13 protein-coding genes are annotated in these 23,302 nt (G+C 64.8%); 4 read left to right on the top strand and 9 right to left on the bottom strand.

Annotated features, from left to right (window positions below):
• Nucleotides 1-882, bottom strand: coding sequence for a non-homologous end joining protein Ku (gene ku, locus AC5ZFO_RS16225; protein WP_496122228.1), 882 nt, complete (start codon nucleotides 880-882; stop codon nucleotides 1-3).
• 118 nt (nucleotides 883-1,000) lie between these two features.
• On the opposite strand from ku, the gene ligD reads away from it, so the two are divergent.
• Entirely contained in the window at nucleotides 1,001-3,667 is a 2,667-nt protein-coding gene (gene ligD / locus AC5ZFO_RS16220) for a DNA ligase D (protein ID WP_496122243.1), read from the top strand.
• Between the two features lie 127 nt (nucleotides 3,668-3,794).
• Here the strand turns inward: ligD and AC5ZFO_RS16215 are convergent, their stop codons facing one another.
• On the bottom strand, nucleotides 3,795-3,959 hold the full coding sequence (locus AC5ZFO_RS16215) for a DUF3309 family protein (protein WP_007595743.1): 165 nt from the start codon (nucleotides 3,957-3,959) through the stop codon (nucleotides 3,795-3,797).
• Nucleotides 3,960-4,141: 182 nt separating this feature from the next.
• On the opposite strand from AC5ZFO_RS16215, the gene AC5ZFO_RS16210 reads away from it, so the two are divergent.
• Complete coding sequence (locus tag AC5ZFO_RS16210; protein ID WP_282522934.1) at nucleotides 4,142-4,471, top strand: polyhydroxyalkanoic acid system family protein; 330 nt, start codon at nucleotides 4,142-4,144, stop codon at nucleotides 4,469-4,471.
• A gap of 3 nt (nucleotides 4,472-4,474) precedes the next feature.
• Here AC5ZFO_RS16210 and treY read toward each other — a convergent pair whose 3' ends face one another.
• Genes treY through AC5ZFO_RS16180 form a run of 6 tightly spaced genes read right to left on the bottom strand, consistent with a single transcriptional unit; the run spans nucleotide 4,475 to nucleotide 18,483 of the window.
• Nucleotides 4,475-7,261, bottom strand: coding sequence for a malto-oligosyltrehalose synthase (gene treY / locus AC5ZFO_RS16205; RefSeq protein ID WP_282522933.1), 2,787 nt, complete (start codon nucleotides 7,259-7,261; stop codon nucleotides 4,475-4,477).
• 1 nt (nucleotide 7,262) lies between these two features.
• Nucleotides 7,263-9,017 carry a malto-oligosyltrehalose trehalohydrolase gene (gene treZ / locus AC5ZFO_RS16200; protein WP_282522932.1) on the bottom strand — a complete coding sequence of 585 codons (1,755 nt, stop codon included), beginning with the start codon at nucleotides 9,015-9,017 and terminating at the stop codon, nucleotides 7,263-7,265.
• On the bottom strand, nucleotides 9,014-11,092 hold the full coding sequence (glgX, locus tag AC5ZFO_RS16195) for a glycogen debranching protein GlgX (RefSeq protein WP_282522931.1): 2,079 nt from the start codon (nucleotides 11,090-11,092) through the stop codon (nucleotides 9,014-9,016). The genes treZ and glgX overlap by 4 nt, the downstream gene beginning before the upstream one ends.
• A 3-nt stretch (nucleotides 11,093-11,095) precedes the next feature.
• Nucleotides 11,096-13,243 (bottom strand): 1,4-alpha-glucan branching protein GlgB, encoded by a 2,148-nt coding sequence (gene glgB, locus AC5ZFO_RS16190; protein WP_282522930.1) that lies wholly within the window; start codon nucleotides 13,241-13,243, stop codon nucleotides 11,096-11,098.
• Nucleotides 13,236-16,526 carry a maltose alpha-D-glucosyltransferase gene (treS, locus tag AC5ZFO_RS16185; protein WP_282522929.1) on the bottom strand — a complete coding sequence of 1,097 codons (3,291 nt, stop codon included), beginning with the start codon at nucleotides 16,524-16,526 and terminating at the stop codon, nucleotides 13,236-13,238. The genes glgB and treS overlap by 8 nt, the downstream gene beginning before the upstream one ends.
• Nucleotides 16,527-16,536: 10 nt before the next feature.
• Complete coding sequence (locus AC5ZFO_RS16180; protein ID WP_282522928.1) at nucleotides 16,537-18,483, bottom strand: maltotransferase domain-containing protein; 1,947 nt, start codon at nucleotides 18,481-18,483, stop codon at nucleotides 16,537-16,539.
• Nucleotides 18,484-18,687: 204 nt separating this feature from the next.
• Here AC5ZFO_RS16180 and malQ point away from each other — a divergent pair, with 204 nt between their 5' ends.
• Entirely contained in the window at nucleotides 18,688-20,649 is a 1,962-nt protein-coding gene (gene malQ / locus AC5ZFO_RS16175) for a 4-alpha-glucanotransferase (RefSeq protein WP_282522927.1), read from the top strand.
• Nucleotides 20,650-20,679: 30 nt separating this feature from the next.
• Entirely contained in the window at nucleotides 20,680-22,485 is a 1,806-nt protein-coding gene (locus AC5ZFO_RS16170) for a glycoside hydrolase family 15 protein (protein ID WP_282522926.1), read from the top strand.
• 1 nt (nucleotide 22,486) lies between these two features.
• Here AC5ZFO_RS16170 and AC5ZFO_RS16165 read toward each other — a convergent pair whose 3' ends face one another.
• Nucleotides 22,487-23,299 carry a Cof-type HAD-IIB family hydrolase gene (locus tag AC5ZFO_RS16165; protein ID WP_282522925.1) on the bottom strand — a complete coding sequence of 271 codons (813 nt, stop codon included), beginning with the start codon at nucleotides 23,297-23,299 and terminating at the stop codon, nucleotides 22,487-22,489.
• Nucleotides 23,300-23,302 lie beyond the last annotated feature (3 nt).

Raw genomic sequence — 23,302 nt, 5'->3', positions numbered from 1 at the left:
TCACCCCGCCTTCCTCTGCCGTGCCGTTGACCGGTGTGCCTTCTTCGTGGCTCGTTGCCCTCTGGTGGCCCGGCGTGCATGCGACTTTGCCGTCTTCTTCCCGCCGCGTCCCTTCAGGCTCTGCTTCAGCGCGTCCATCAGGCTGACGACGTTGCTCGGCCGCTCCTCGCGCTCCGGCAGCTCGATTGTTTTGCCGCTGGCCTTGCGCTTCACCAGCGCCTTCAGCGCGGTCTCGTAGTCGTCCCTAAACTTGCTCGGGTCGAAATGTGCAGCCTTGGTCTGCAGGATGTGGCTGGCGAGCTCGACCATGTCCTTGGTGATCTTGGGGCCCTTGATGTCGTCGAAGAACTCGCCCTCGTCGCGGAGCTCGTAGGGGAAGCGCAACGTGGTGCCGAGCAGGCCCTTGCCGAGCGGTTCGATCGCGATGATGTGCTCGCGGTTGGTGAGCACGATCTTGGCGAGCGCAACGCGGTCCTGGTCCTTCATGGCGTCGCGGATCACGGCAAAAGCATCGACCGCGGCCTTGCCGTCGGGCGCGATATAATAGGGATGATTGAGGTAGCGCTGGTCGATCTCGTCGCTCGGCACGAAACTCTCGATGTCGATGGTGTGGTTGCTTTCGATCTGGACCGCCTCGAGCTCCTCCGGCTCGATCTCGACATATTTGCCCTTGCGCAGCTCGTAGCCGCGTCCCTTCTGGTCGCTCTCGACCACGTCACCGGTTCTGGAGTCCACCATCTGCTGCTTGAGCCGGTTTCCGGTCTCGCGGTTGATCATGTGAAACCGCGTCTTCTCGGCTGCGGTGGTCGCCGGATAAAGCGCGACCGGGCAACTGACCAGCGAGAGCTTTAACGTTCCCTTCCAATAGGCGCGCGGGGCCATTCCGTTCTCCAGCGTTTCAAGGCATTTTGGAACCCCAACCGCCCCATCGGGTTTTGGTTCCGGATGGGACTTTTGCCGTGATAGGCTTTTGGCGCCGAAAGAGAATGCGGGACCGGTCGTGCTGCGAAAACTCTCCACCTACCGACAGAAGCGCGATTTCGAGAAGACACCGGAGCCGTCGGGCAAGACCGCGGTGGCGCCATCGGCGCAGCGGCGCTTCGTGATCCAGAAGCACGATGCGACGCGACTGCACTATGATCTGCGGCTCGAGTTCGACGGCGTCTTCAAGTCGTGGGCGGTCACCAAGGGACCCTCGCTGGATCCGCATGACAAGCGGCTGGCGGTCGAGGTCGAGGACCATCCGCTCGACTATGGCGATTTCGAAGGCACGATTCCGGAAGGGCAGTATGGCGGCGGCACGGTCATGCTCTGGGACCGCGGCACCTGGGAGTCCGAGGATCCCGAGCGCGGCTTCCAGAAGGGCGACCTCAAGTTCACGCTCCACGGCGACAAGTTGCATGGAAGCTGGGTGCTGGTGCGAATGAGGCATGACCGCACCGGGGGCAAGCGCACCAACTGGCTCCTGATCAAGCATCGCGACGAATATGCCAGCGAGAGCGAAGACATTCTCGGCGAGGACAAGTCGGTGGCCTCCGGCCGCGCGATGGCTGAGATCGCCGATGGCAAGGGTCGCGCGCCAAAGCCGTTCATGTTGGCGAAGGGCGCCAAGGTCAAGGCCGATGCGGTCTGGCAGTCCAATCGTGTCGAGGAGCCGAAAGGGCGCACCGTCAGGCCGGCGCCCGGCGCGGCGTTGAAGCGCGGGACGGGCGCAAAGAAGAAAGCGACGACCGCGACGACCGCGAAAAAAGTCTCGGAGATGCCGGACTTCGTCGCGCCGCAGCTCTGCACCCCGGTCGAGCGGCCGCCGGCGGCCGATGGTTGGTGCCACGAGATCAAGTTCGACGGCTATCGCGTCCAGCTCCGCGTCGACGACGGCGAGGCGACGCTGAAGACGCGCAAGGGCCTCGACTGGACCGACAAGTTCGCAGCCATCGCGAAGGAGGCGGGGGAGCTTCCCGACCTCATGATTGACGGCGAGATCGTCGCGCTGGATCACAACGGCGCGCCGAATTTCTCCTCGCTCCAGGCCGCGCTGTCGGACGGCAAGACCGAGGACCTGATCTTCTTTGCCTTCGACCTCCTGTTCGCCGAGGGGCTCGATTGCCGGCGCCTGCCACTCGGCGAGCGCAAGGACCGTCTCAAGGTACTTCTGAACGCAGGCAAGAAGAAATCGAGCCAAATCCGCTATGTCGAGCATTTCGAGAGCAGCGGCGATGCCGTGCTGCAATCGGCCTGCAAGCTCGAGCTCGAAGGCGTGGTGTCGAAGAAGCTCGACGCGCCTTATCGGTCGGGGCGAACGGAAAGCTGGACAAAGGCCAAATGCCGCGCCGGCCATGAGGTCGTGATCGGCGGCTGGAAGACCACCAACGGCAAATTCCGCTCGCTGATGGCGGGCGTGCACCGCGGCGATCATCTTGCCTTCGTCGGCATGGTCGGCACCGGCTTCGGCGCGGACAAGGTCAAGCGCATCATGCCGTCCCTGAAAGCCATGGAGGCCGGGCAAAGCCCCTTCGGCGGCAAGAACGCACCGAAAAAGACGCGCGACGTGCACTGGCTGAAGCCGGAGCTCGTCGCCGAGATCGAGTTCGCCGGCTTCACCGCCGACGGCAATATCCGCCAGGCCGCCTTCAAGGGCCTGCGGCAGGACAAGCCGGCCGAGGAGGTCGAGGCGGAAACACCAGGTGATACCGAACTCGCAAAGCCCTCGGCCAGGAAGCGCGCCGTGCCGAAGGCAGGCAAGCGGAAGGATGCCGGTACGGCCGAGGTGATGGGTGTCGTCGTCTCGAAGCCGGACAAGGAGCTGTGGCCGGATGGCGGCGACGGCGAGGGCGTGACGAAACTCGATCTCGCGCGCTATTTCGAGGCCGTCGGCGCCTGGATGATCGAGCACATCAAGGGCCGTCCCTGTTCGATCCTGCGCGCGCCTGATGGCATCGGCGGCGAAAAATTCTTCCAGCGCCATGCGATGCAAGGCACGTCGAATCTGCTGGAGCTCGCGAAAGTCTCGGGCGATCGCAAGCCGTATTTGCAGATCGATCGCGTCGAGGGGCTTGCCGCGGTCGCACAGATCGGCGGCCTCGAGCTGCATCCCTGGAATTGTGCCCCGAACGCCTATGATACGCCGGGCCGGTTGGTGTTCGATCTAGATCCCGCGCCGGACGTCAAATTTGCCGATGTCGTGGACGCCGCCAAGGAGATGCGGCAGCGCCTCACCGACGTCGGCATGGAGAGCTTTTGCAAGACCACCGGCGGTAAGGGCCTGCACGTGGTGGTGCCGCTGCTCCACGGCGCGCGCGACAAGGTGAGCTGGAAGGAGGCCAAGGCGTTCGCGCAAGGCGTTTGCCAGTGGATGGCCGACGACGATCCCGAGCGCTATCTGCTCAACATGTCCAAGAAGCTGCGCAACGGAAAGATCTTCCTGGATTATTTGCGGAATGACCGCCTGTCGACGGCGGTGGCGCCGCTATCGCCCCGTGCGCGCGATGGCGCGACCGTGTCGATGCCCGTGACATGGGCGCAGGTGAAGGGTGATCTCGATCCGAAGCGGTACACGGTGCGGACGGTGCCGGGTCTGCTGGCGCGCTCGAAAGCCTGGGATGGCTATGACGATGCGGCTGCGTCGATCAAGGCCGCGATGAAGAAGCTTGCGGGGAAAATGAAGTAGAGTGGGCAAAGCGACTTGTCCGCTGTAGCTCGAAGAGCGAAGGCGGAAGCGTGTCCACCATCTTTCTCATTGCGGCGAAGCGGTGGGCACGGCGCGTTGCGCCTTTGCCCACCCTACGAAGCCGCGGCTAGATCCGTCCGAGCAACAGCAGGATCAGCAGGATGACGATGACGAGCCCGAGTCCGCCGCCGCCGTAATAGCCGGTGCCGTAGAACGGGCCGCCGCCGATGCCGCTGAAGCCGCCGAGCAGCGCGATGACCAAAATGATCAGAATGATCGTACCGATAGACATGCTAGTCTCCTCCAGCCCTTTGTTGAAAGGGTCGTTTGCACCTGTCCCGTGGTGCGAGGGCAACTTGCCGCAGGTTCTATAGTTCCCACGATGAAACACGGCGAACGGGGCCAACTTGCATGGAACCTTTGCCAGTCCAGACGGCATGACTATGTGAGGATCAGTCACCACAGGGCAGGGCCATGTCAGCACCGCTTGTCGTCTCCATTCCACATCGTCTCGGCCGGGAGGAAGCCGTGCGCCGGCTCAAGACCGGGCTCGGTCGCGCCGCCGCCAGCATTCCCGTGATGCAGGTCGAGGAGGAGCGCTGGAGCGGCGACAGCATGAGTTTTCGCATCCGCGCGCTCGGGCAGATCGCGAGCGGCCAGGTCGATGTCGCCGACGACCACGTCAAGGTTGAGGTTGTGTTGCCGTGGCTGTTGCAGCGCTTCGCCGAGATGGCGCAGGCGACCATCCGCAAGCGCGGGCAGCTGCTGCTGACCAAGGATGGGGGCAAGGACGGGGGCAAGTAGCCGTCAGCTCCGAGCGCGCTGTTGCCTGGGTCGCGCAGTGCTGGCGGCACGTGCCTCGATGACCGCAGCGGGAATATCCCGGAAGGCTTGCGCGAGCGGCAATTGATTGCCGGCAAAGTCCGGCCCGGTGTAGCCGGTGATGTCGATCGTCGCGTCAACGCCCTCGAAGGCGGGCCATTGTCGGCCCTCTTGCGTGAACGGCGCAAACTGGCGCCCGACCACGACGATCGCAGCCGTGCGGCCGTGTCGGCGGGTAAAGGCAATGACGTGGTCTGCGTGCGCGCCCCGGACCTGCAGCGGTTGATACTCGCCCTGCGCGAACACATCGGCGAGTTCGTTGCGCAGTTTGAGCAGGTGCCGCGTCCAGGCCAGCTTGAGCTGGCCGTTCGGCCAGGTCTCGATCAACCCGCGCCAGTCCGGCGCTTCCAGTGACGTCAGCGCCGTCTGCCGCGCGGCAAAGTCCACCGGGCGGCGGTTGTCGGGATCGACCAGCGACAGGTCCCAGTATTCGGTGCCTTGGTAGAAGTCGGGCACGCCGGGCTGTGTCGCCTTGAGCGTGAGCTGGCTCAGCGAATTCAGGGCGCCGAGCAGCGCGACGCGGCGTGCCAGGGTTTGCAGCGCCTCCAGGAACTCGCTGGATTGCGCTGGATCGAGGATCTTCCCGATGAAGCTCTCGACGCCGTTCTCATAGGCCTCGTGCGGGTTGAGCCAGCTGGTCTCCTCCTTGCCCTCGCGCGCGGCCTTGAGCGCATAGGCCTGGATGCGCTCGACGAAGCCGGCATCGGCCGGCTCCTGAAGCGACCAGGCGCCGAGCAGGGTCTGGTAGAGCATGTATTCGAACGTCGCCGACGGGGCGCGCAGATTGCCGTTGAGCGCGAGGTGCGGCGCGTTCAGCACCTTCCAGCGCGCCACCGCGCTGGTCCATTCGCCGGGAATCTCACTGAGCGCCGCGATCCGCGCGCGTGCGTCCTCGCCGCGCTTGGTGTCATGGGTCGCGGTCGCCGTCATCCCTTGCGGCCATTCCTTGGCACGCGCGCGCATGGCCTCGTGGAAGGCAGGTATCGTGAGGCCGTTGCTCGCGGGATCGCCGCCGACCTCGTTCAGGGCGAGCAGCCGGTGGAATTGATAGAAGGCGGTGTCCTCCAGCGACTTCGCCATCATCGGTCCCGTGAACTGCTGCACCTTCAGCGCGAAGCGGCGCACCCGCGGAGCGCTGTGCGGGGGACGGCCGGGCTTGAGCAGGTCCATGGTCAGCGCATCGCGCAGGAAGTCGAAGATGCCTTCATCCGCGGCGAACCATTCCGCGCGGGCCCGTTCGATGGTGTCGTCAATCAGCTTGCGGTCGAGCGCGGTCGGCCCGCTATGCGTCAAATAGGTGCGATAGACCGGGAAGTGCAGCACGTACAATTCGAGCGCCTGCCGCAGGCTGTCGGCGGAGAAGTCGCGGGTCGAGTAATGCCCGTTGGCGATGCGCGCGAGCAGGCGGGTCAGCACGGTGAATTCGCTGGTCAGCAGCGTCTCCAGCACGCGCCGCTTGGCGTCCTTGACGTAAGGCGCCAGCCGTGGCGGGCGGTTGCTGATCTGCCGCCAGGTCTCGTTCAACGCCTCCAGCCCTTTCGGGTCGACCAGAACCTGGGTGATGACGTTCATCCACTCATAGCCCGTGGTGCCCTGAACGCCGGCGAAATGCGGCAGGCGCTCGTGCTCGCACAGGATCTTTTCGATCACGGTATAGAACGGTTTGGTGTTGCCCTGCGCGTCGCGCACCAGTCGGCGCAGCCGCTGGCAATATTGGGCGGGATCGCGCAGGCCGTCGATGTGATCGAGGCGGATGCCTTGCAGCTTGCCGTCGGCAATGAGCTGCTTCACCAGCCGGTGCGTGGCGGCGAACGTGCTCGCGTCCTCGACGCGCAGGCCCGCAAGCCCGTTGACGTCGAAGAAGCGGCGATAATTGATGTCGCTGGAGGCAAGCCGCCAGTGTCCGAGCTTGTAGTGCTGGCGCTCCAGCAGATGATGCAGCGCCAGCGTCTGCGCCGGGCGATCCTTGGCGGAACGATAGGCGGCGAGGCCGCGTACGATGATATCGGCGCTGCCTGCGATCTCCTTGAGCTCCGCCTTGAAGCCGGGCGCTTCCCTACGGTTGGGGCGACGCAGCCCGGTGTAGCGGGCCGCAAGCGCGAGCAGGTGCTTGCCGGCCCCTGTCTCGGCGGCGTCGGCTTCCTTCACGATCAGGCGCAGCAATTCGCCATAGCGTTCCGGCGCGATCGGCAGGCGATGCTCGAAATACCAGGCGGAAAAACTGCCTTCATCGGCATCGTAGCGCAGCTCGATGTCGCCGCGCTCCAGCGCCTCGCCATAGGGCGAGCCGAGGATCGGCAGCAGCACGCCGCCCCGGGCGCGAAAGGCCAGTTGATCCCAGTCGATGTCGAAGGAAACCGCATGCGGCGAGGCCTGGCCCCATTCCAGCACATCGAGCCACCAGGGATTGTCGGCAAAGTGCACGCCGACATGGTTCGGCACGAAGTCGATGATAAGGCCGAGGTCGTGCTGCGTGAGGGCGTCGCTCAGCCGGGCAAAGCCGGCCTCGCCGCCGAGCTCGGGATTGAACTGGCTGTGGTCGACGGTGTCGTAGCCATGGGTCGAGCCCCTGCGCGCCTTCATGACCGGCGAGGCGTAGAGATGTGTGATCCCGAGTGCCTTGAGATAAGGCACGACCGCGGCGGCCTTGTCGAAGTCGAAATCCGCGGTGAGCTGAAGCCGATAGGTCGCAAGAGGAATGGCAGGAGGCATGCTAACCTCCGAGATGCCAGATCACCGACCAGGGTGGGAGCCGATCGCCGCTGACGGAGCCCCAGATCGGCGTGCCTGTCGCGTCGCTCGGACGTGCGATGTCCTTGTCCGAGAGATTGGCGGTCAGGCGCAGCCTCGCGCCGTCGCCCATGCGCCAATGCGCGGTGAGCAGGCCGCTATCGGCCGTCTCGGCATCGCCGAACCTCGCACCCTTCAGCCGCGGTGCGATCTCCTTGTGACGCAGCGCGAGCAGCTCCCGCACCAGCGCGAGCCGCGCATCCTGCTCCGGCGTGTGGCCGGTCCAATCCAGCATGGCCGATTGCAGCGTTTTGGGATCGAGCGGGTCGGGGACCTCGTCGCCGTATTTCTCGTAGGCCCAGGCATATTCCTGCTTGCGACCCTTGCGCACGGCATCGGCAAGGCCACCCTGGAAATCGCAGAAGAACGGGAAGGGTACCGTGGAGCCCCATTCCTCGCCTTGGAACAGCATCGGCACCATCGGTGCGAGCAGCGTCACCGCGAGCGCGGCTTCGATCTGCCGTGGCGATGCCAGGCTCTCGAGCCGATCGCCCAATGGGCGATTGCCGATCTGGTCGTGATTTTGCAGGAAGTTGACGAAGGTCGCCGGCGGCAGCTCGCCGCTCGCCTCGCCGCGCGGCTTCTTGCCCCAGAACTCCGAGATCTCGCCCTGGTAGACGAAGCCTGACGCGAGCGCGCGCGAGAGATCCATGCGCGGCGTCTGGTAGTCGGCGTAATAGCCCGCGAGCTCACCGGTCAGCATCACGTGCCAGACGTGGTGATAGTCGTCGTTCCACTGCGCGCGATATTTGCCGTTGGGCGGATCCTGCGCGGCATCGAGCAGGCTGGCGCGGTTGTCGCCGTTCTCCAGCACGAGATGGATGTGCCGCCCCGTAGCCTTGGCGAGCTCACCGGCGGCGACGCTGAGGTCCTGCAACATCGACTGCTCGCCCGGGATTGCCATGATGTGATTGGCGGCATCCAGTCTCAGGCCGTCAAAGCGGTAGTCGGTGAGCCAGGACAGCGCGTTCTCGACCGCGAAGGCCCGGACCTGCGGCACGCGATAATCGATCGCGCTGCCCCATGGCGTATGCGCATCGGTGAAGAAAGCCGGCGCATAGCGGCCGAGATAATTCCCCTCGGGGCCGAAATGATTGTAGACGACGTCGAGGAAGACCATCAGCCCGCGCAGATGCGCCTCGTCGATCAGTGTCTTCAGGTCCTCGGGCCGGCCGTAGGCGCTGTCGGGCGCGTACCACAGCACGCCGTCATAGCCCCAGCCGCGGCGCCCGGCGAAATCGGCCAGCGGCATCAATTCCAGCGCGGTGATCCCCGTCGTAACGAGATGATCGAGCTTGTCGATCATGGCGCGGTAGGTGCCCTCAGGCGTGAAGGTGCCGACATGGGCCTCGATCAGCACCGTCTCTTCCCAGGGACGTCCGCGCCAATCGCGCGCGCGCCACGCGAAGGCATCATGATCGACGACTTCGCTCGGGCCGGAAACGTCGTCCGGCTGGAAGGCTGATGCGGGATCGGGCACGTCGATCTCGTCGTCGATCCTGAACTGGTAGGGACTGCCGACGGGCAGGCCGGCAATCTCGGCGACATACCAGCCATCCTGCCGGCGCTGCATCGCGTGCCGCCTGTCGAGCAGGAGATCGACTCGGCGAGCACCGGGCGCCCACAGCCGGAACGACACGCCGTCCTTGGTCGGCCTCGCCCCGAAGGATGGTCTCATAGCGCCCCCGCGAAGGCGAGCACGGAGCGCGGCGGCGCCTTGCTGTCGCCTCCGGGCTGCAAATCAACACTGTTCGGCCTGGCATCAGTGGTATTCAGGATCTGCTGCCAGCTCTTGTACTCGGCCATGTTGGGCAATTTGAATGCGATCTCTTCGGGGGCGGCGTTCAGTACGATAAAGATCGCGGCGCTCCCCGGTTCCATCGGCCCCATCACATAGGAGAGGAACCGCCCCTCCGGGAATTTCCAGTCGTTCTCTGTCATCTCGTCGCCGGCGGGCGTCAGCCACAGCGCGCCGTAGGAGACGCCGTCCTTGGGGCGGCCGTCGAGCCAGCGATGGCTGCGAAGCTGCGAGAACCGGCGGCGGATCTCGGCGAGCCCGGCGACGAAATCGACCATGTCGTCGCCGTCCTTGCCGAGATTGTCCCAGCCGACCCAGCCGACCTCGTTATCCTGGCAATAGGCGTTGTTGTTGCCGGACTGCGAATTGCCGACCTCGTCGCCGGCCAGGATCAGCGGAACGCCCTGCGCCAGCATCAGGCAGGCCAGCACGTTCTTGCGAAGCTGCCGCCGCAGCCCGAGAATCTCGGGATCGTCGGTCGGACCCTCGACACCGCAATTGTTGCTGTGGTTGTCGCTGGAGCCGTCGCGATTGTCCTCGCCATTGGCCTCGTTGTGCTTCTCGTTGTAGCTGAAGAGGTCGGCGAGCGTGAAGCCGTCATGCACGGTGATGTGATTGATGCTGGCGCGCGGCCGCCGGCCGTCATGATTGAACAGGTCGGATGACGCCGTCATGCGGCTCGAGATGTCGCCGATCAGGCTGCCTTCGCCGCTCCAGTAGCGGCGCATGGCGCTGCGATACCGGTCGTTCCACTCCGACCATTGGGAAGGGAATGCGCCGACCTGGTAGCCGCCGAGCCCGAGATCCCAGGGTTCGGCGACGAGCTTCACCGCCGCCAGCACCGGGTCCTGCCGGATCGCCGTCAGGAACGAGCTGCCGCGATCATAGCCGTTCGGTCCGCGCGCGAGCGTGGTGGCGAGGTCGAAGCGGAAGCCGTCGACATGGCAGACCTCGACCCAGTAGCGCAGCGAATCCATCACCATCTGGAGCACGCGCGGATGGGTGAGGTTCACCGACGAGCCGCAGCCGGTGAAGTCGTCGTAATAGCGCGGGTTCTCGCGGTTCAGCCAGTAATAGGAGGCATTGTCGATGCCGCGGTAGCACAGGGTCGGACCGAGGTGATTGCCTTCGGCCGTGTGGTTGTAGACGACGTCGAGCATCACCTCGATGCCGGCATCGTGCAGGCGCGCGACCGTGGTGCGGAAGGAATCGAGCGCATTGTCCTGGGCGTAGCGCGGCTCGGGCGCGAAGAAGGACAGCGTGTTGTAGCCCCAATAGTTGGCGAGCTTCTTCTCGACCAGAATGCGGTCGTCGATAAAGCTGTGGATCGGAAGCAACTCGACGGTGGTGACGCCGAGCGTTTTCAAATGCTCGATCATCGCCGGCGACGACAGGCCGCCATAGGTGCCGCGCAAATTCGGCGGCACGTCGTCGCGCTTTTGCGTCAGGCCCTTGACGTGGGCCTCGTAGATGATGGTGTCTTCCCAGGGAATGTTGGGCCGGATCTCGCGACGGCCCCAGTTGAAGGTCTCGTCGACGACGACCGCCTTGGGCATGCCGCGCGCGTTGTCGCGCCGGTCGAAGGAGAGGTCCTCGCGCGGCGAGCCGGTGCGATAGGCGAAATGGGCATCGCTCCAGACCAGCCGCCCGGCGAGCCGTTTGGCGTAGGGGTCGAGCAGCAGCTTGTTGGCATTGAAGCGGTGGCCGTGCTCGGGCTCGTAGGGGCCGTGTACGCGATAGCCGTAGAGCTGGCCCGGCGAGATGTCGTTGAGATAGCCGTGCCAGACGTCCTCGGTCCGCTCGGGCAGCTCGACACGCTCGAGCTCGCGCCTTCCTTGCGTGTCGAACAGGCACAGCTCGACTTTCTGCGCATTGGCGGAGAACAGCGCGAAATTGGTGCCGCGTCCGTCCCAGCTTGCGCCGAGGCGTGCGGGCGATCCAGCAGTCAGGCGCATCGGTCAGCTTTCCGGAACGAGGAAGATCGCGGCGAGCGGCGGAACGGTGAGGCGAAGCTCGGGCGCCTTGCCGTCGGTGGCAAGAACCTCGCCGATGTTTCCGACATTGGTGCCGCCGTAATGGGCGGAGTCCGAATTGAACACCTCTTTCCACTTGCCGGCAAAGGGCACGCGGACGCGATAGTTGCGATAGACGTTGGGTGAGAAGTTGATGATCACGAGACACCGTGCGTGCTCGTCGAATCCCTTGCGCAGCCAGGCGAACACGTTGCGGTTGGCGTCATCCGTGATCAGCCATTCGAAGCCGGCCGGTTCGCAATCCATCTGGTGCAGCGCCGGCACTGCCCGATAGAGCCGGTTGAGGTCGCGGATCAACGCCTGGATGCCGGAATGGTACTTATATTCGAGCAGATGCCAGTCGAGCGACTGGTCGTGATTCCATTCGCGGCTTTGCGCGATCTCCGCGCCCATGAACAGCAGCTTCTTGCCGGGATGGCCGAACATGAAGCTGTAATAGGCGCGCAAATTCGCGAAACGCTGCCATTCGTCGCCGGGCATGCGACCGAGGATCGAACGTTTGCCGTGCACGACCTCGTCATGCGACAGCGGCAGGATGAAGTTCTCCGAGAAAGCGTAGTGCAGGCCGAACAGGATCTCGCCGTGATGATGCTTGCGGTGGATCGGATCCTTGCTGATGTAGTTCAGCGTGTCGTGCATCCAGCCCATGTTCCACTTGTAGCCGAAGCCGAGCCCGCCGAATTCGACCGGGCGCGAGACCTGCGGCCACGCGGTGGATTCCTCGGCCGCCGTGGTCGCCTGCGGGAAGCGCGCGAACAATTCGGTGTTGAAGCGGCGCAGGAACGCGATCGCCTCGATGTTCTCGCGGCCGCCATACTGGTTCGGAATCCAGGCGCCCGGCGGGCGGCTGTAATCGAGATAGAGCATGGAGGCGACCGCATCGACGCGCAGCCCGTCGATCGCGTAACGCTCGAGCCAGAACAGCGCGTTCGACACCAGGAAGTTGGTCACTTCGGTGCGGCCGTAATTGTAGATCAGCGTGCCCCAGTCGAGGTGGCGGCCCTGGAGCGGATTGGCATGCTCGTAGAGCGAGGTGCCGTCAAAGCTGCCGAGGCCGTGCGGATCGTCAGGGAAATGGCCGGGCACCCAGTCGAGCAGCACGCCGACGCCCTCGCGATGGCAGGCATCGACCAGCGCGGCAAAATCCTCAGGCCCGCCGAAGCGGCTGGTTGGCGCATAGAGGCCGGTCGGCTGATAGCCCCAGGAGCCGTCGAACGGATGCTCGCTGACGGGCAGGAATTCAAGATGGGTGAAGCCCATGTCGCGGGCGTAGGCCGGCAGCTGCTCGGCCAGTTCGCGATAGGTGAGCCATTCGTCGCCGTTCTTGCGCCGCCAGGAGCCGAGATGGACCTCGTAGATCGACATCGGCGCCGAGAGCGCGTTGATGCCATCCGGCGCCGGGCGCGGGCGCGCGAGATGTGCCTCGTCGAACACGATGGAAGCCGTCTTCGGCCGCACCTCGCTCGCAAAGGCCATGGGATCGGACTTCAGCGGCAATTGATGGCCGTGCGGCCCGATGATATCGAACTTGTAGTGGTCGCCGCTCTTGGCGTGCGGGATGAACAGCTCCCAATAACCGGCACCGCGTACCCGCATCGGATGGCGCCGTGCGTCCCAGAAATTGAAATCGCCGACCACGGACACGCGCCGCGCATTCGGCGCCAGCACGACGAAGCCGATGCCGTCGATGCCTTCGAGCCGCATCGGATGCGCGCCGAGCTTGTCGTAGAGGCGCTGATGAGTGCCTTCGCCGAGCAGATAGAGATCGAAGTCGGTCAGGATCGGCGGGAGGCGATAGGCATCCTCGAACTCGACGATGTTGTCGCCGAATTTGGCGCGGAGCTGATAGCGCTTCGAACCGTTCGGCAGGGCGCCGATGAACAGGCCCGAAGCGTGGACGCGATCGAGCTTCGCCACCTCGCCATGTTCGCCCACCGCCTCGACATTGGTGGCCTCGGGGAGGAACGCGCGCACCACGCTCTTGCCGCCCTCGGGATGCAACCCGAGATAATGGAAGGGGTCGGAGTGGCGGCCCTCGATGATCGCGTAGGCCTCGGCTGGCAGTTTAGGCATGGGCTTCGCTCTCATTGGACAGAATGCGAAGCAGTCCGGTCAGCGGCGCGCGGAGCCCCTCAGGCCGGTGGGACAGCTCGTACTCTACTTCGTCGAAGGCTTGATCAAGCAGGAAAAACCTTAACAGGCCTTCCGCGGATTGCCGATCTTCCGGCCACAGCCGGCGATCGGTCATGGCTTCGCGGTAAGCGTTAAGGAATGTCGCGGCGGCGCGTTCGCGCCATTCGTCGAGTGCGGTCGCAAGCCGGTCCTGCTCGTCGGATGCGCCCGTCAGCGCGCGGCTGAGCGCTGTGTTAACCGAAAGCTCAATCGAGCGGATCAGGCCGGCGACGTCGCGTGCGGCAGGCAGCTTGCGCCGCTTGTCGGCCAGCGCGAGATGCGGATTGCCGTCGAAATCGATGATGAAGATATCGTCCTTCACGATCAGAGTTTGCCCGAGGCGGAAGTCGCCATGATGACGGATGTTCAACCCGGCGATGCCGGATGGCAAGAGGGCGTCGAGGTGGTCGGGCAGGGTCGCACGCACCGCGACGAGCCGATCGATCAGCGGCCGGTCGGATTCCCGCAGGCCGTCGCGGCTGTCGGCGAGCCGTTCAAAAACCCGCTCGGCCCGTGCCTTGAGGTCGGAGGCCCAGCGTTTGACGTGGGCGGGGCCGATCGGCTCCGGCGCGAGATTGTCGGGCTTGGCGGCGGCCAGCGCCACATGCAGCTCGGCAAGCCGCCGGCCGATCTGCGCCACGAAGTGCAGATAGGGCGCCTGCTCCTGGGTCTCGCGGGGCGCTTCGCCCATCGGCGCCAGCCGCTGCTCGTCGATATAGCGGTCGAGATAGCCCGTGGTGACGGCCCAGCCGTCGCCCTGGTTCTCGACATAAGCGTGCAGGACGCCGACCGCGCTGCTTCTATCGCCCTCGATCAACTCGACGCTGCCGAGCAGCGCCGGGGTATTGGCAAAGCGCGCGACCTCGGTGAGATAGCAGCCGATCTCGATCTCGGGATTGATGCCGCTTTCGAGCTGGCGATGAATTTTGGCGACGTACTGGTTGTCGACCAGCGCCGTGCTGTTCGACTGCTCGATGGTGCGGATGCGTCCGGGCTCCTTGATGATGTAATCGGCAAACCGGCTGGTCGCCTTGAATTCCAGCCGCAGATTGTTCTCATCCACCACCAGGTTCTGCGACAGGCCCCGCAGGAAAAGCCCGATGAAGATCTGCTCGGTTGCTACGTCGAGCAGCGTGCCTTCGCGCGCGCCCTGGCGCACGGCAGCGAGCGCCTTCGGGTTGAACCGCTCGCGGTCGAAGCGCACCCACTCGATCTGCATCGGCAGCACGTAGCGCGTGGTAACGTCGTTCTGCGTGGTCTCGAAGAACGCGATCCAGGGTCTGTTGTCGCCGATGTCGCTGAAAGGCACCGCCGAGATCAGCGTGGCCTGGATGTGCTTGGGATTGTGCTCGGGATACCAGCGGGTCCGCGACAGGAAGCCCGGCAGCACGTCGCGCTCGAACACGCCGCGCTCGCGCGCGAGCGACACCCAGTTCGAATTGACCGGCACCACCAGTGTCTCGAACTCCGGTACCGCGCGCGGCGTCACCGGCTCGGACTTGTCGCGCTCGGTGAGCTGGAACCAGTAGAAGCCGTACGGCCCGAGCGTGATCATGTAGGGCAGCTCGCCGATCGGCGGAAAACGCGTGCGTCCGAGCATCTCCTGCGGAATGCGGTCCTTCCACGGCGACAGGTCGAGCTCGGTCGCCTGGGCTGCGCGCGAGAGGTTGGCGACGCACAGGATGACCTCGTCGTTGTACTGCCGGACATAGGCCAGCACGGCGCGGTTGGCCGGGCGGATGAAGGTCATGGTGCCGCGGCCGAAGGCGAGGGTCGATTTGCGCACCGAGATCAGGCGCTTGGTGGCGCTGAGCAGCGAGGACAGGCTGCGCGACTGCGCTTCCACGTTGACCGACTCGTAGCCGTAGACGGGGTCCATGATCAGCGGCGCATAGAGGCGGGCCGGATCGCATCGGGAAAAGCCGCCATTGCGGTCCGGACTCCACTGCATCGGCGTGCGCACGCCGTTGCGGTCGCCGAGATAGATGTTGTCGCCCATGCCGATCTCATCGCCGTAATAGATGATCGGCGTGCCGGGAAAGGACAGCAGCAGCGAGTTCATCAGCTCGATCTTGCGGCGGTCATTGTCCATCAGCGGCGCTAGCCGCCGGCGGATGCCGACATTGATGCGGGCGCGAGGATCGTTGGCGTAAGTGGTCCAGAGATAGTCGCGCTCGACGTCGGTGACCATCTCCAGCGTCAGCTCGTCATGGTTGCGCAGGAACAGCGCCCATTGGCAGCTTGCGGGAATGTCCGGCGTCTGTCGCAAGATGTCGGTGATCGGAAAGCGGTCTTCCTGCGCGATTGCCATGTAGATGCGCGGCATCAGCGGGAAGTGATAGGCCATGTGGCACTCGTCGCCGCGGCCGAAATATTCCTGCACGTCCTCCGGCCATTGATTGGCCTCGGCCAGCAGCAGCTTGCCCTTCGAGTAGGAATCCAGCTCCTGACGCAGACGCTTGATGATGGCATGCGTCTCGGGGAGGTTCTCGTTGTTGGTGCCGTCGCGTTCGCAGAGATAGGGAATGGCATCCAGGCGGAAGCCGTCGACGCCGGCATCCAGCCAGCGCTTCATCACCTGGATCAGCGCGCTGACCACGCGCGGATTGTCGAAATTGAGGTCCGGCTGGTGCGAGAAGAAGCGGTGCCAGTAGAACGCCCCGGCCTCGTGGTCCCAGGTCCAGTTCGACTTCTCGGTGTCGGTGAAGATGATCCGCGTGCCCTGGTATTTCTGGTCGGTGTCGCTCCAGACATACCAGTTGCGGGCGCTCGAGCCCGGATGGCTGCGGCGCGCGCGCTTGAACCATTTGTGCTGGTCGGAGGTGTGATTGACGACGAGCTCGGTGATGACGCGCAGGCCGCGCTTCTGCGCTTCCTGGATGAAGCGCTTGAAGTCCTTCATCGTCCCGAAATCGGGATTGACCGAGCCGTAGTCGGCGATGTCGTAGCCGTCGTCGCGTCCTGGCGATGGATAGAACGGCAGCAGCCACAGCGCGGTGACGCCGAGCTCCTGGAGATAGGGCAGCTTCTCGGTCAGTCCGGCGAAATCGCCGATGCCGTCATGGTTGCTGTCGGCAAACGCCTTGACGTGGAGCTGGTAGATGATGGCGTCCTTGTACCAGAGTTCATCCACGATCTCGGCTGCCTCGGCTTTCTTGGTGTCGACGGAAGACAAAACGTTCATGGCGTGATCCTTACGCCAGACAGCGGAACAGCAGCGCCGGATCGCGGTCGGGATCGATACGCAATTTGATCCCGCCCCATTCGATGCGGGACTGTTCGCCTGTGATGAGATTCTCGAGTGCGGTGACGTGGCGGCGTGCGCCGCCGGCGTCAATGGTGAGGTCGCCCAGCGGCAACCAGACTTCGCGCGCATGGCGCGAGAGGGCGATGGCCGCGACGACGGCGTTGGCTGGATCGGCCGCTTCCTTGGCAAAGGCGATCGTCTCGCCGTCCTCGACGCCGAGGAAGCGCAAATTCTGTGTCTGCTGAAGCGCGGCGTTATCGTTGCGGATGCGATTGAGGGCGGCGATGTAGGCCTTGATGTTGCCGGGCCGGTCCCAGTCGCGGTGCTTGATCTGGTATTTCTCGGAATCGAGATATTCTTCGCGCCCGGGAACCGCGTCATGCTCCAGCAGCTCGAACCCGCTGTAGATGCCGTAACTGCCGGACAGCGTCGCGGCCAGCGCGACCCGCGACTTGAACGCCCAGGGCTCGCCGCCCTGGAGATGATAGGGCAGCAGGTCGGGCGTGCTCACGAACAGGCTCGCCCGGTAGAAATCGCGCTCGGGATAGCGCGTCAGCTCGCCCAGATATTGCTCCAGCTCCCACTTCGCCGTGCGCCAGGGGAAATAGCTGAAGGACTGTGCAAAGCCGAGCTTGGCGAGGCCCTTCATCAGCTTTGGCCGTGCAAAGGTCTTGGAGAACAGGATCACCTCGGGATGGCGGCGGCGGATGTCGCTGATCAGCCACTCCCAGAACGGAAGCGGCGCGGTGTCGTGATTGTCGATGGCGAAGATGGTGATGCCGTGGTCGATCCAGAACAGCATGGCGTCGCGAAACGCGTTCCACAGCCCGGCCCTGTCGACGGAGGCGAAATCGGGGATGACGATGTCCGAATAGGGATCATCCGCCGCCCGCACCGAGCGGTCCGGCCGCCATTTGAACCATTCCGGATGCTGCACCAGCCAGGGATGGTCCGGCGAGCATTGCACGGCGAAGTCGAGCGCGAGCTCGAGGCCATATTCGAGACAGGTCGCGACCAGCGCGCGGAAATCCTCGATCGTGCCGAGCTCGGGATGCAGTGCATCGTGCCCGCCCTCGGCCGTACCGATCGCATAGGGCGAGCCGGGATCGCCTTCGGTCGCCACCGGCGCATTGTTGCGGCCCTTGCGGCGGGTGCGGCCAATGGGGTGGATGGGCGTGAAGTAGAGCACGTCAAAGCCCATCGCGGCGATGTCGGGTACGCGCGCGATGCAGTCACGGAGCGTGCCATGCCGGCCGGGACTCTGGCTCTGGCTGCGCGGCATCATCTGATACCAGGCGCCGAAGCGGGCTTTGTCGCGGTCGACGATCAGCGGGAAGTTCTGCGAGCGGGTCAGGTCGGGCCGCGATTGGCTCTCAGCCATGGCCGCGCCGAGATCGGCTGCAAGCAGCGAGCCGACATCGCCGGTCTGAAGATAATCCTCGCATTGCTTCACGATGACCGCCGCCGCGTCCTGCCGGGCGCCATGCGCCTTGGTCAGGAGGCCGGCGCCCTCGATCGCATCGAGGCTGACGTCCGCGCCGGTGCGCCGCTTGCGCTCAACCCCGTGCGACCAGGTGGCGAATTCGTCGGTCCATGCTTCGATCGCATAGACATATTGGCCGGGCTCGACGGGCGTGAACGCGCCGGACCAGCGGTCATTGCCGTGATGGATCATCGGCTCGCTCCGCCATTCCCGGTCCTGCTCTCCTCGCCAGATCAGCGCGGCACCGATCACCGCGTGGCCGCCGCGATAGATGTCCGCCCAGACGTCGACCCGTTCGCCCGCAATCCGCTTCACGGCGAAACGGCCGCTGTCGATCGAGGGATAGATATCTTCGATGAGGAAAGCGCTGCCGGCTGCGGCACTCTCGACAGTTTGAATTGTCTTGTTCACGGTGATGCCATTGACAAGAAAGCAGGAGCCCGTTTCCCTTGTCGGGAACCTACGCTTGATACCAATATAGAAAGCCGCTTGTGTGTCATTGGTTCCCTTGGGAACGGCAGGCACGGTCTGCGAGTTACGCCTGACTAACCTCTTCCACGACCTCGTTAAAATCCATGCCCCCGGCCGGATAACGGCCTGCAAGCTGCGTGCCGAATGGATCTTTTAGCTCAAGCCCGGATCAAGGGCGTTCAGTCCGAATTCGTCGATGCCCTCGGAAAGCTGCGGGTCACCGATCCCGTGGCCCTCAAATCCATCCTCGAGGCCCTGCCGGAGAAGCGGGTTTACCGCTTCGTCGGCGGGCCCGTGGTGGTGCGCGCCCTGGGGCATCCGCGCACCGAATTGACGACGATCGGCGCGCCGCCGCTGCAATGGACATTGCGCGCAAACGGCAATGTGATCGCGCAAGGCGAGACGCGCGAGCCCGTGATCGCCTGGCCCGCCGGCCTGCCGCTCGGTTATCACCGGTTGACGCTGACCGATGCCAAGGGTGTAGCGGAAGAGGTGCCGATGATCGTGGCGCCCGAGCGCGCGTTCGGCGGCGATTTCGACCGTGGCTGGCTGCTTGCCGTGCAGCTCTACAGCGTCCGCTCGGACCGCAACTGGGGCATTGGCGATTTCACGGATCTCGCCGGTCTCGTCCGGCTCGCCAGGCAGTTAGGGGCCGATGGCGTCGGGCTCAATCCGCTGCATGTCCTGTTCGACAACCACCCCGCCGATTGCAGCCCCTATTCGCCGAACAGCCGGCTGTTTCTCAACCCGCTCTATATCGACGTTGAGGCGATCCCGGAATTTTCCGCCGACCTCGTCCCCGACGCGGCTGCGACCGCCGCGCGGCTCCGCGAAGGCGACCGTGTGCCCTATGCGGACATGGCGGCACTGAAGTGGCTCGGCCTGCGCGCCGCCTACAACAGTTTCCTGACGAGTGCGAGCGAGGCGCGCCGCAAGGAGTTTGACGCATTCCGTGCCGCGCGTGCGCCGTTATTGTCCCGCTTTGCCTGCTTCGAGGTGCTGCGGCATCGCTTCTCCGGGCCTTGGTGGGAGTGGCCGCAAGAGTGGCTGCAGCCGGATGAAGCCAAATGCGCCGAGCTCCGCAACGGTCCCGACGAGCGCGAGGTCGCGTTCGTCGAATTCGTGCAATGGACGGCCGATAGCCAATTGCATGCCGCCAAGGAATTGGCCGGCCAGCTCGGCATGCGCGTCGGGCTCTATCTCGACGTCGCCGTCGGCGTGCAGTCCAACGGCTTCGACGCCTGGAACGAGCAGATGGCGATTTCGCGCCATCTCGCCGTCGGCGCGCCGCCCGACGTGCTCAACACCGTCGGACAGGATTGGGGCCTTGCCGGCTTCAATGCCGGTGGTCTGGAGGCCCAATCCTTCGTGCCGTTCGCCGACATGCTGGCCGCCTCGATGCGCCACGCCGGCGCGATCCGGCTCGATCACGTGCTGGGCTTGAAACGGCTGTATCTGGTGCCGCGCGGCTTCAAGCCGGACAACGGCGCCTATGTGCAGATGCCGTTCGAGGCGCTGCTCGGCGCCGTGGTGCGCGAGAGCGCGGCGCACAAATGCATCGTGATCGGCGAGGACCTCGGCACCGTGCCGGAAGGTTTCCGCGAGACGATGCAGGATTTCGGTATCTGGTCCTACCTCGTCATGATGTTCGAGCGCGACGATGCCGGCCGCTTCCGCAATGCCGACCACTACCGGCCCAATGCGCTGGTCACGCTGAACACGCATGATCTGTGCACCTATGCCGGCTGGCGCTCCTTCAGCGATCTCAGGATGAAGCGCTCGCTCGGGCTCGACCCCGGCGAGAACGACCAGGCGCGCTGGGATGCGCTCGGCAGGCTCGACGAGATCCTGCGCCAGAACGGCATCAACGCCAACGATCTCTATTCGGTGCTCGCCTTCCTGTCGCGGACGCCGTCGCGTCTTCTGGCGGTGTCGCTGGAGGATCTGCTCGGCGTGATCGACCAGCCCAACATTCCCGGCACGATCGATGAGCATCCGAACTGGCGCCAGCGCCTGCCGGTGGCGCTGGACAAGATCGCCGCCAAGGTCGATCTTGCGGCCTTGAAGGCGGCGACGCGGGAACGCTCGTTGACCGGCGGGAGTTGAAACGGCGGATTTTCCGGGGCTCGTAACACATTGGCTCAGAGGATCGAGGACTATGCGCTGATCGGCGATTGCGAGACCGCAGCGCTGGTCGGGCGCGACGGCTCGATCGACTGGCTGTGCTGGCCGGCCTTCGATTCCGATGCCTGCTTTGCCGCGATCCTCGGCACGCACAAGAACGGCCGCTGGCTGATCGCGCCGGGCGAGGACACGACCTCCATCTCGCGCCGCTATCTCGGCAACACCCTCATCCTCGAAACGCGCTTCGAGACCAGGAGCGGCACCATTGCGCTGATCGACTTCATGCCGCCGCGCGGCAAGGCCTCCGACATCGTGCGGCTGGTCCGTGGCCTCACGGGCACGGTGAAGATGCGGATGGAGCTCGTCATCCGCTTCGGCTTCGGCGTCGACATTCCCTGGGTGCGACGCATCGACCATTCGCTGCTGGCGGTCGCCGGCCAGGACATGACGGTGCTGCGCACCCCGGTGGAGACCCGCGGCGAGGATCTGACCACGGTCTCCGACTTCGACGTGAAGGCCGGCGAGACGGTGCCGTTCGTGCTGACCTACGGCCCCTCGCATCTCGATCCGCCCGCGCCGATCGATCCGGAGATCGCCTTCCAGGAGACCGAGAAATTCTGGAACGAATGGTGCAGCCGCTGCACCCGCGACGGCGAATATCACGATCTGATCGTACGCTCGCTGATCACGCTGAAGGCGCTGACCTTCGCCCCCACCGGCGGCATCGTCGCGGCGCCCACCACCTCGTTGCCGGAAAAGCTCGGCGGTGCCAGGAATTGGGATTACCGCTTCTGCTGGCTGCGCGATGCGACCTTCACGCTGCTGGCGCTGATGAACTCGGGTTACACCGAGGAAGCATTGGCCTGGCACAATTGGCTCTTACGCGCCGCGGCAGGCTCGCCGGCGAACATGCAGATCATGTACGGCATCTGGGGCCAGCGGCGTCTGCTGGAATGGGAAGCGGGCTGGCTCGACGGCTATGAGGGCGCCCAGCCGGTGCGGGTCGGCAACGCCGCGCATGCGCAGCTCCAGCTCGACGTCTACGGCGAACTGATCGACGCCTTCCACCAGTCGCGCATGGCCAAGCTCAAGCTCGACGACGAGACGACCTGGGCGCTGGAATGCGCCGTGCTCAACCATCTCGCCGAGGTCTGGGACCATCCCGACAACGGCATCTGGGAGCTGCGTGGACAGCCGAAGCACTACGTGTTCTCCAAGGTCATGACCTGGGTCGCCTTCGACCGCGGCATCAAGAGCGCCGAGACCTTTGGCTTCAAGGCGCCGCTGCTGCACTGGCGCGCCCTGCGCGAAGCCATTCATCGCGATGTCTGCAACAAGGGATTTGACGCGGAGGAGAATGCCTTCGTCGACTTCTATGGTTCAAAGCTGCTCGATGCCAGCGTGCTGCTGCTGCCGGCCGTCGGCTTCCTGCCGCCATCGGACCCGCGCATTCGGGGCACCATCGCCGCCGTCGAGAAACACATGATGCGCGACGGTTTTGTGCTGCGCCACGATCCCCGCGAAGTGTCCGAGGAGACGCAGCCGATCGAGGGCGCGTTCCTGGCCTGCAGCCTGTGGCTGGCCGACGCCTATGTGCTGTCGGGCGATCTCGACAAGGCGCAGGCGCTGTTCGATCGGGTGGCGGGGCTCGCAAATGACGTCGGCCTGCTGGCCGAGGAATACGATTCCATCGCGCGACGCCAGACCGGCAATTTCCCGCAGGCGCTGACCCACATCGCGCTCATCAACACCGCCCACAATCTGTCGGCGGCAAGGCAGGAAAGTGAGAAGCCGGCGGTGCAGCGCTCGAAGCAATGACTCAAGCGACCCCATTCCGCTTCAAAATCACCTCCATCGCCTCCGCAAAACCGTCCTGCTCATTGGTCGCGGTGACGTGGGTGGCCTGGTCCTTGACGCTGTCGGTGGCATTGCCCATGGCGATCGAGGTGCCGCTGACGCGGAACATCGCGAGGTCGTTCTGCATGTCGCCGATGGTGGCGACCGCGTCGGTGGAAATACCGAGGCGCTTGGCCATGGCCTGCACGAAGGTGCCCTTGTCGAAGCCGGGCGGCGTGATGTCGAGATAGTAGGTCTGCGAGCGCACCGCGGTGGCATCGCTGCCCAGCGCCGCCTGCATCGCCTTCTCGCAACGCTCCAGGCCGGCCGCATCGGCGCTGGCGCCGACGATCTTGCAGGCGCTGGTGAGAAACGGCGCAAAATCCGTCACGATGGTCGGGGCGGAGCGGATCGTGTGCTGCTCGTGCGCGACGTATTTACCATCAGGGTTATCGATCAGCCATTTGTCGGTGGTGAAGAGCCAGATGTCGGCGCCGAACTCCCGGAGGATCTTTAGCGACCGTTCAGCCGCGCTCGCCGGGATCAGGTGCTGCTCGACGGGATGCATCTCGGGATCGACGATCGAGGAGCCGTTGAACGGGCCGATCGGCAGCCAGAGCGCCAGCGGCTCGATCAGGAATCGCATGCCGATCGCGGGGCGGCTGGAGGTGATGGTGAAGCCGATGCCGGCCTGGTGCAGCCGCTGGACCGCGGACCGCGCGCGCTCCGTCAGCGTCTTGTCCTTGGTCAGCAGCGTGCCGTCGACGTCGGAGACGACCAGTGAAATTTTCGTCATGGC

The sequence above is a fragment of the Bradyrhizobium sp. Unk1 genome (genome assembly GCF_059512345.1).
The sequence above is the reverse complement of the archived record's forward strand: the minus strand, read 5'-3'. Positions and strand labels throughout refer to the sequence as shown.

Bases quoted from the DNA above. Each gene is read 5' to 3' on its own strand.
- ku (WP_496122228.1), bottom strand. From the start codon at position 882: ATGGCCCCGCGCGCCTATTGGAAGGGAACGTTAAAGCTCTCGCTGGTC.
- AC5ZFO_RS16215 (WP_007595743.1), bottom strand. From the start codon at position 3,959: ATGTCTATCGGTACGATCATTCTGATCATTTTGGTCATCGCGCTGCTC.
- AC5ZFO_RS16210 (WP_282522934.1), top strand. From the start codon at position 4,142: ATGTCAGCACCGCTTGTCGTCTCCATTCCACATCGTCTCGGCCGGGAG.
- treY (WP_282522933.1), bottom strand. From the start codon at position 7,261: ATGCCTCCTGCCATTCCTCTTGCGACCTATCGGCTTCAGCTCACCGCG.
- treZ (WP_282522932.1), bottom strand. From the start codon at position 9,017: ATGAGACCATCCTTCGGGGCGAGGCCGACCAAGGACGGCGTGTCGTTC.
- glgX (WP_282522931.1), bottom strand. From the start codon at position 11,092: ATGCGCCTGACTGCTGGATCGCCCGCACGCCTCGGCGCAAGCTGGGAC.
- glgB (WP_282522930.1), bottom strand. From the start codon at position 13,243: ATGCCTAAACTGCCAGCCGAGGCCTACGCGATCATCGAGGGCCGCCAC.
- treS (WP_282522929.1), bottom strand. From the start codon at position 16,526: ATGAACGTTTTGTCTTCCGTCGACACCAAGAAAGCCGAGGCAGCCGAG.
- malQ (WP_282522927.1), top strand. From the start codon at position 18,688: ATGGATCTTTTAGCTCAAGCCCGGATCAAGGGCGTTCAGTCCGAATTC.
- AC5ZFO_RS16165 (WP_282522925.1), bottom strand. From the start codon at position 23,299: ATGACGAAAATTTCACTGGTCGTCTCCGACGTCGACGGCACGCTGCTG.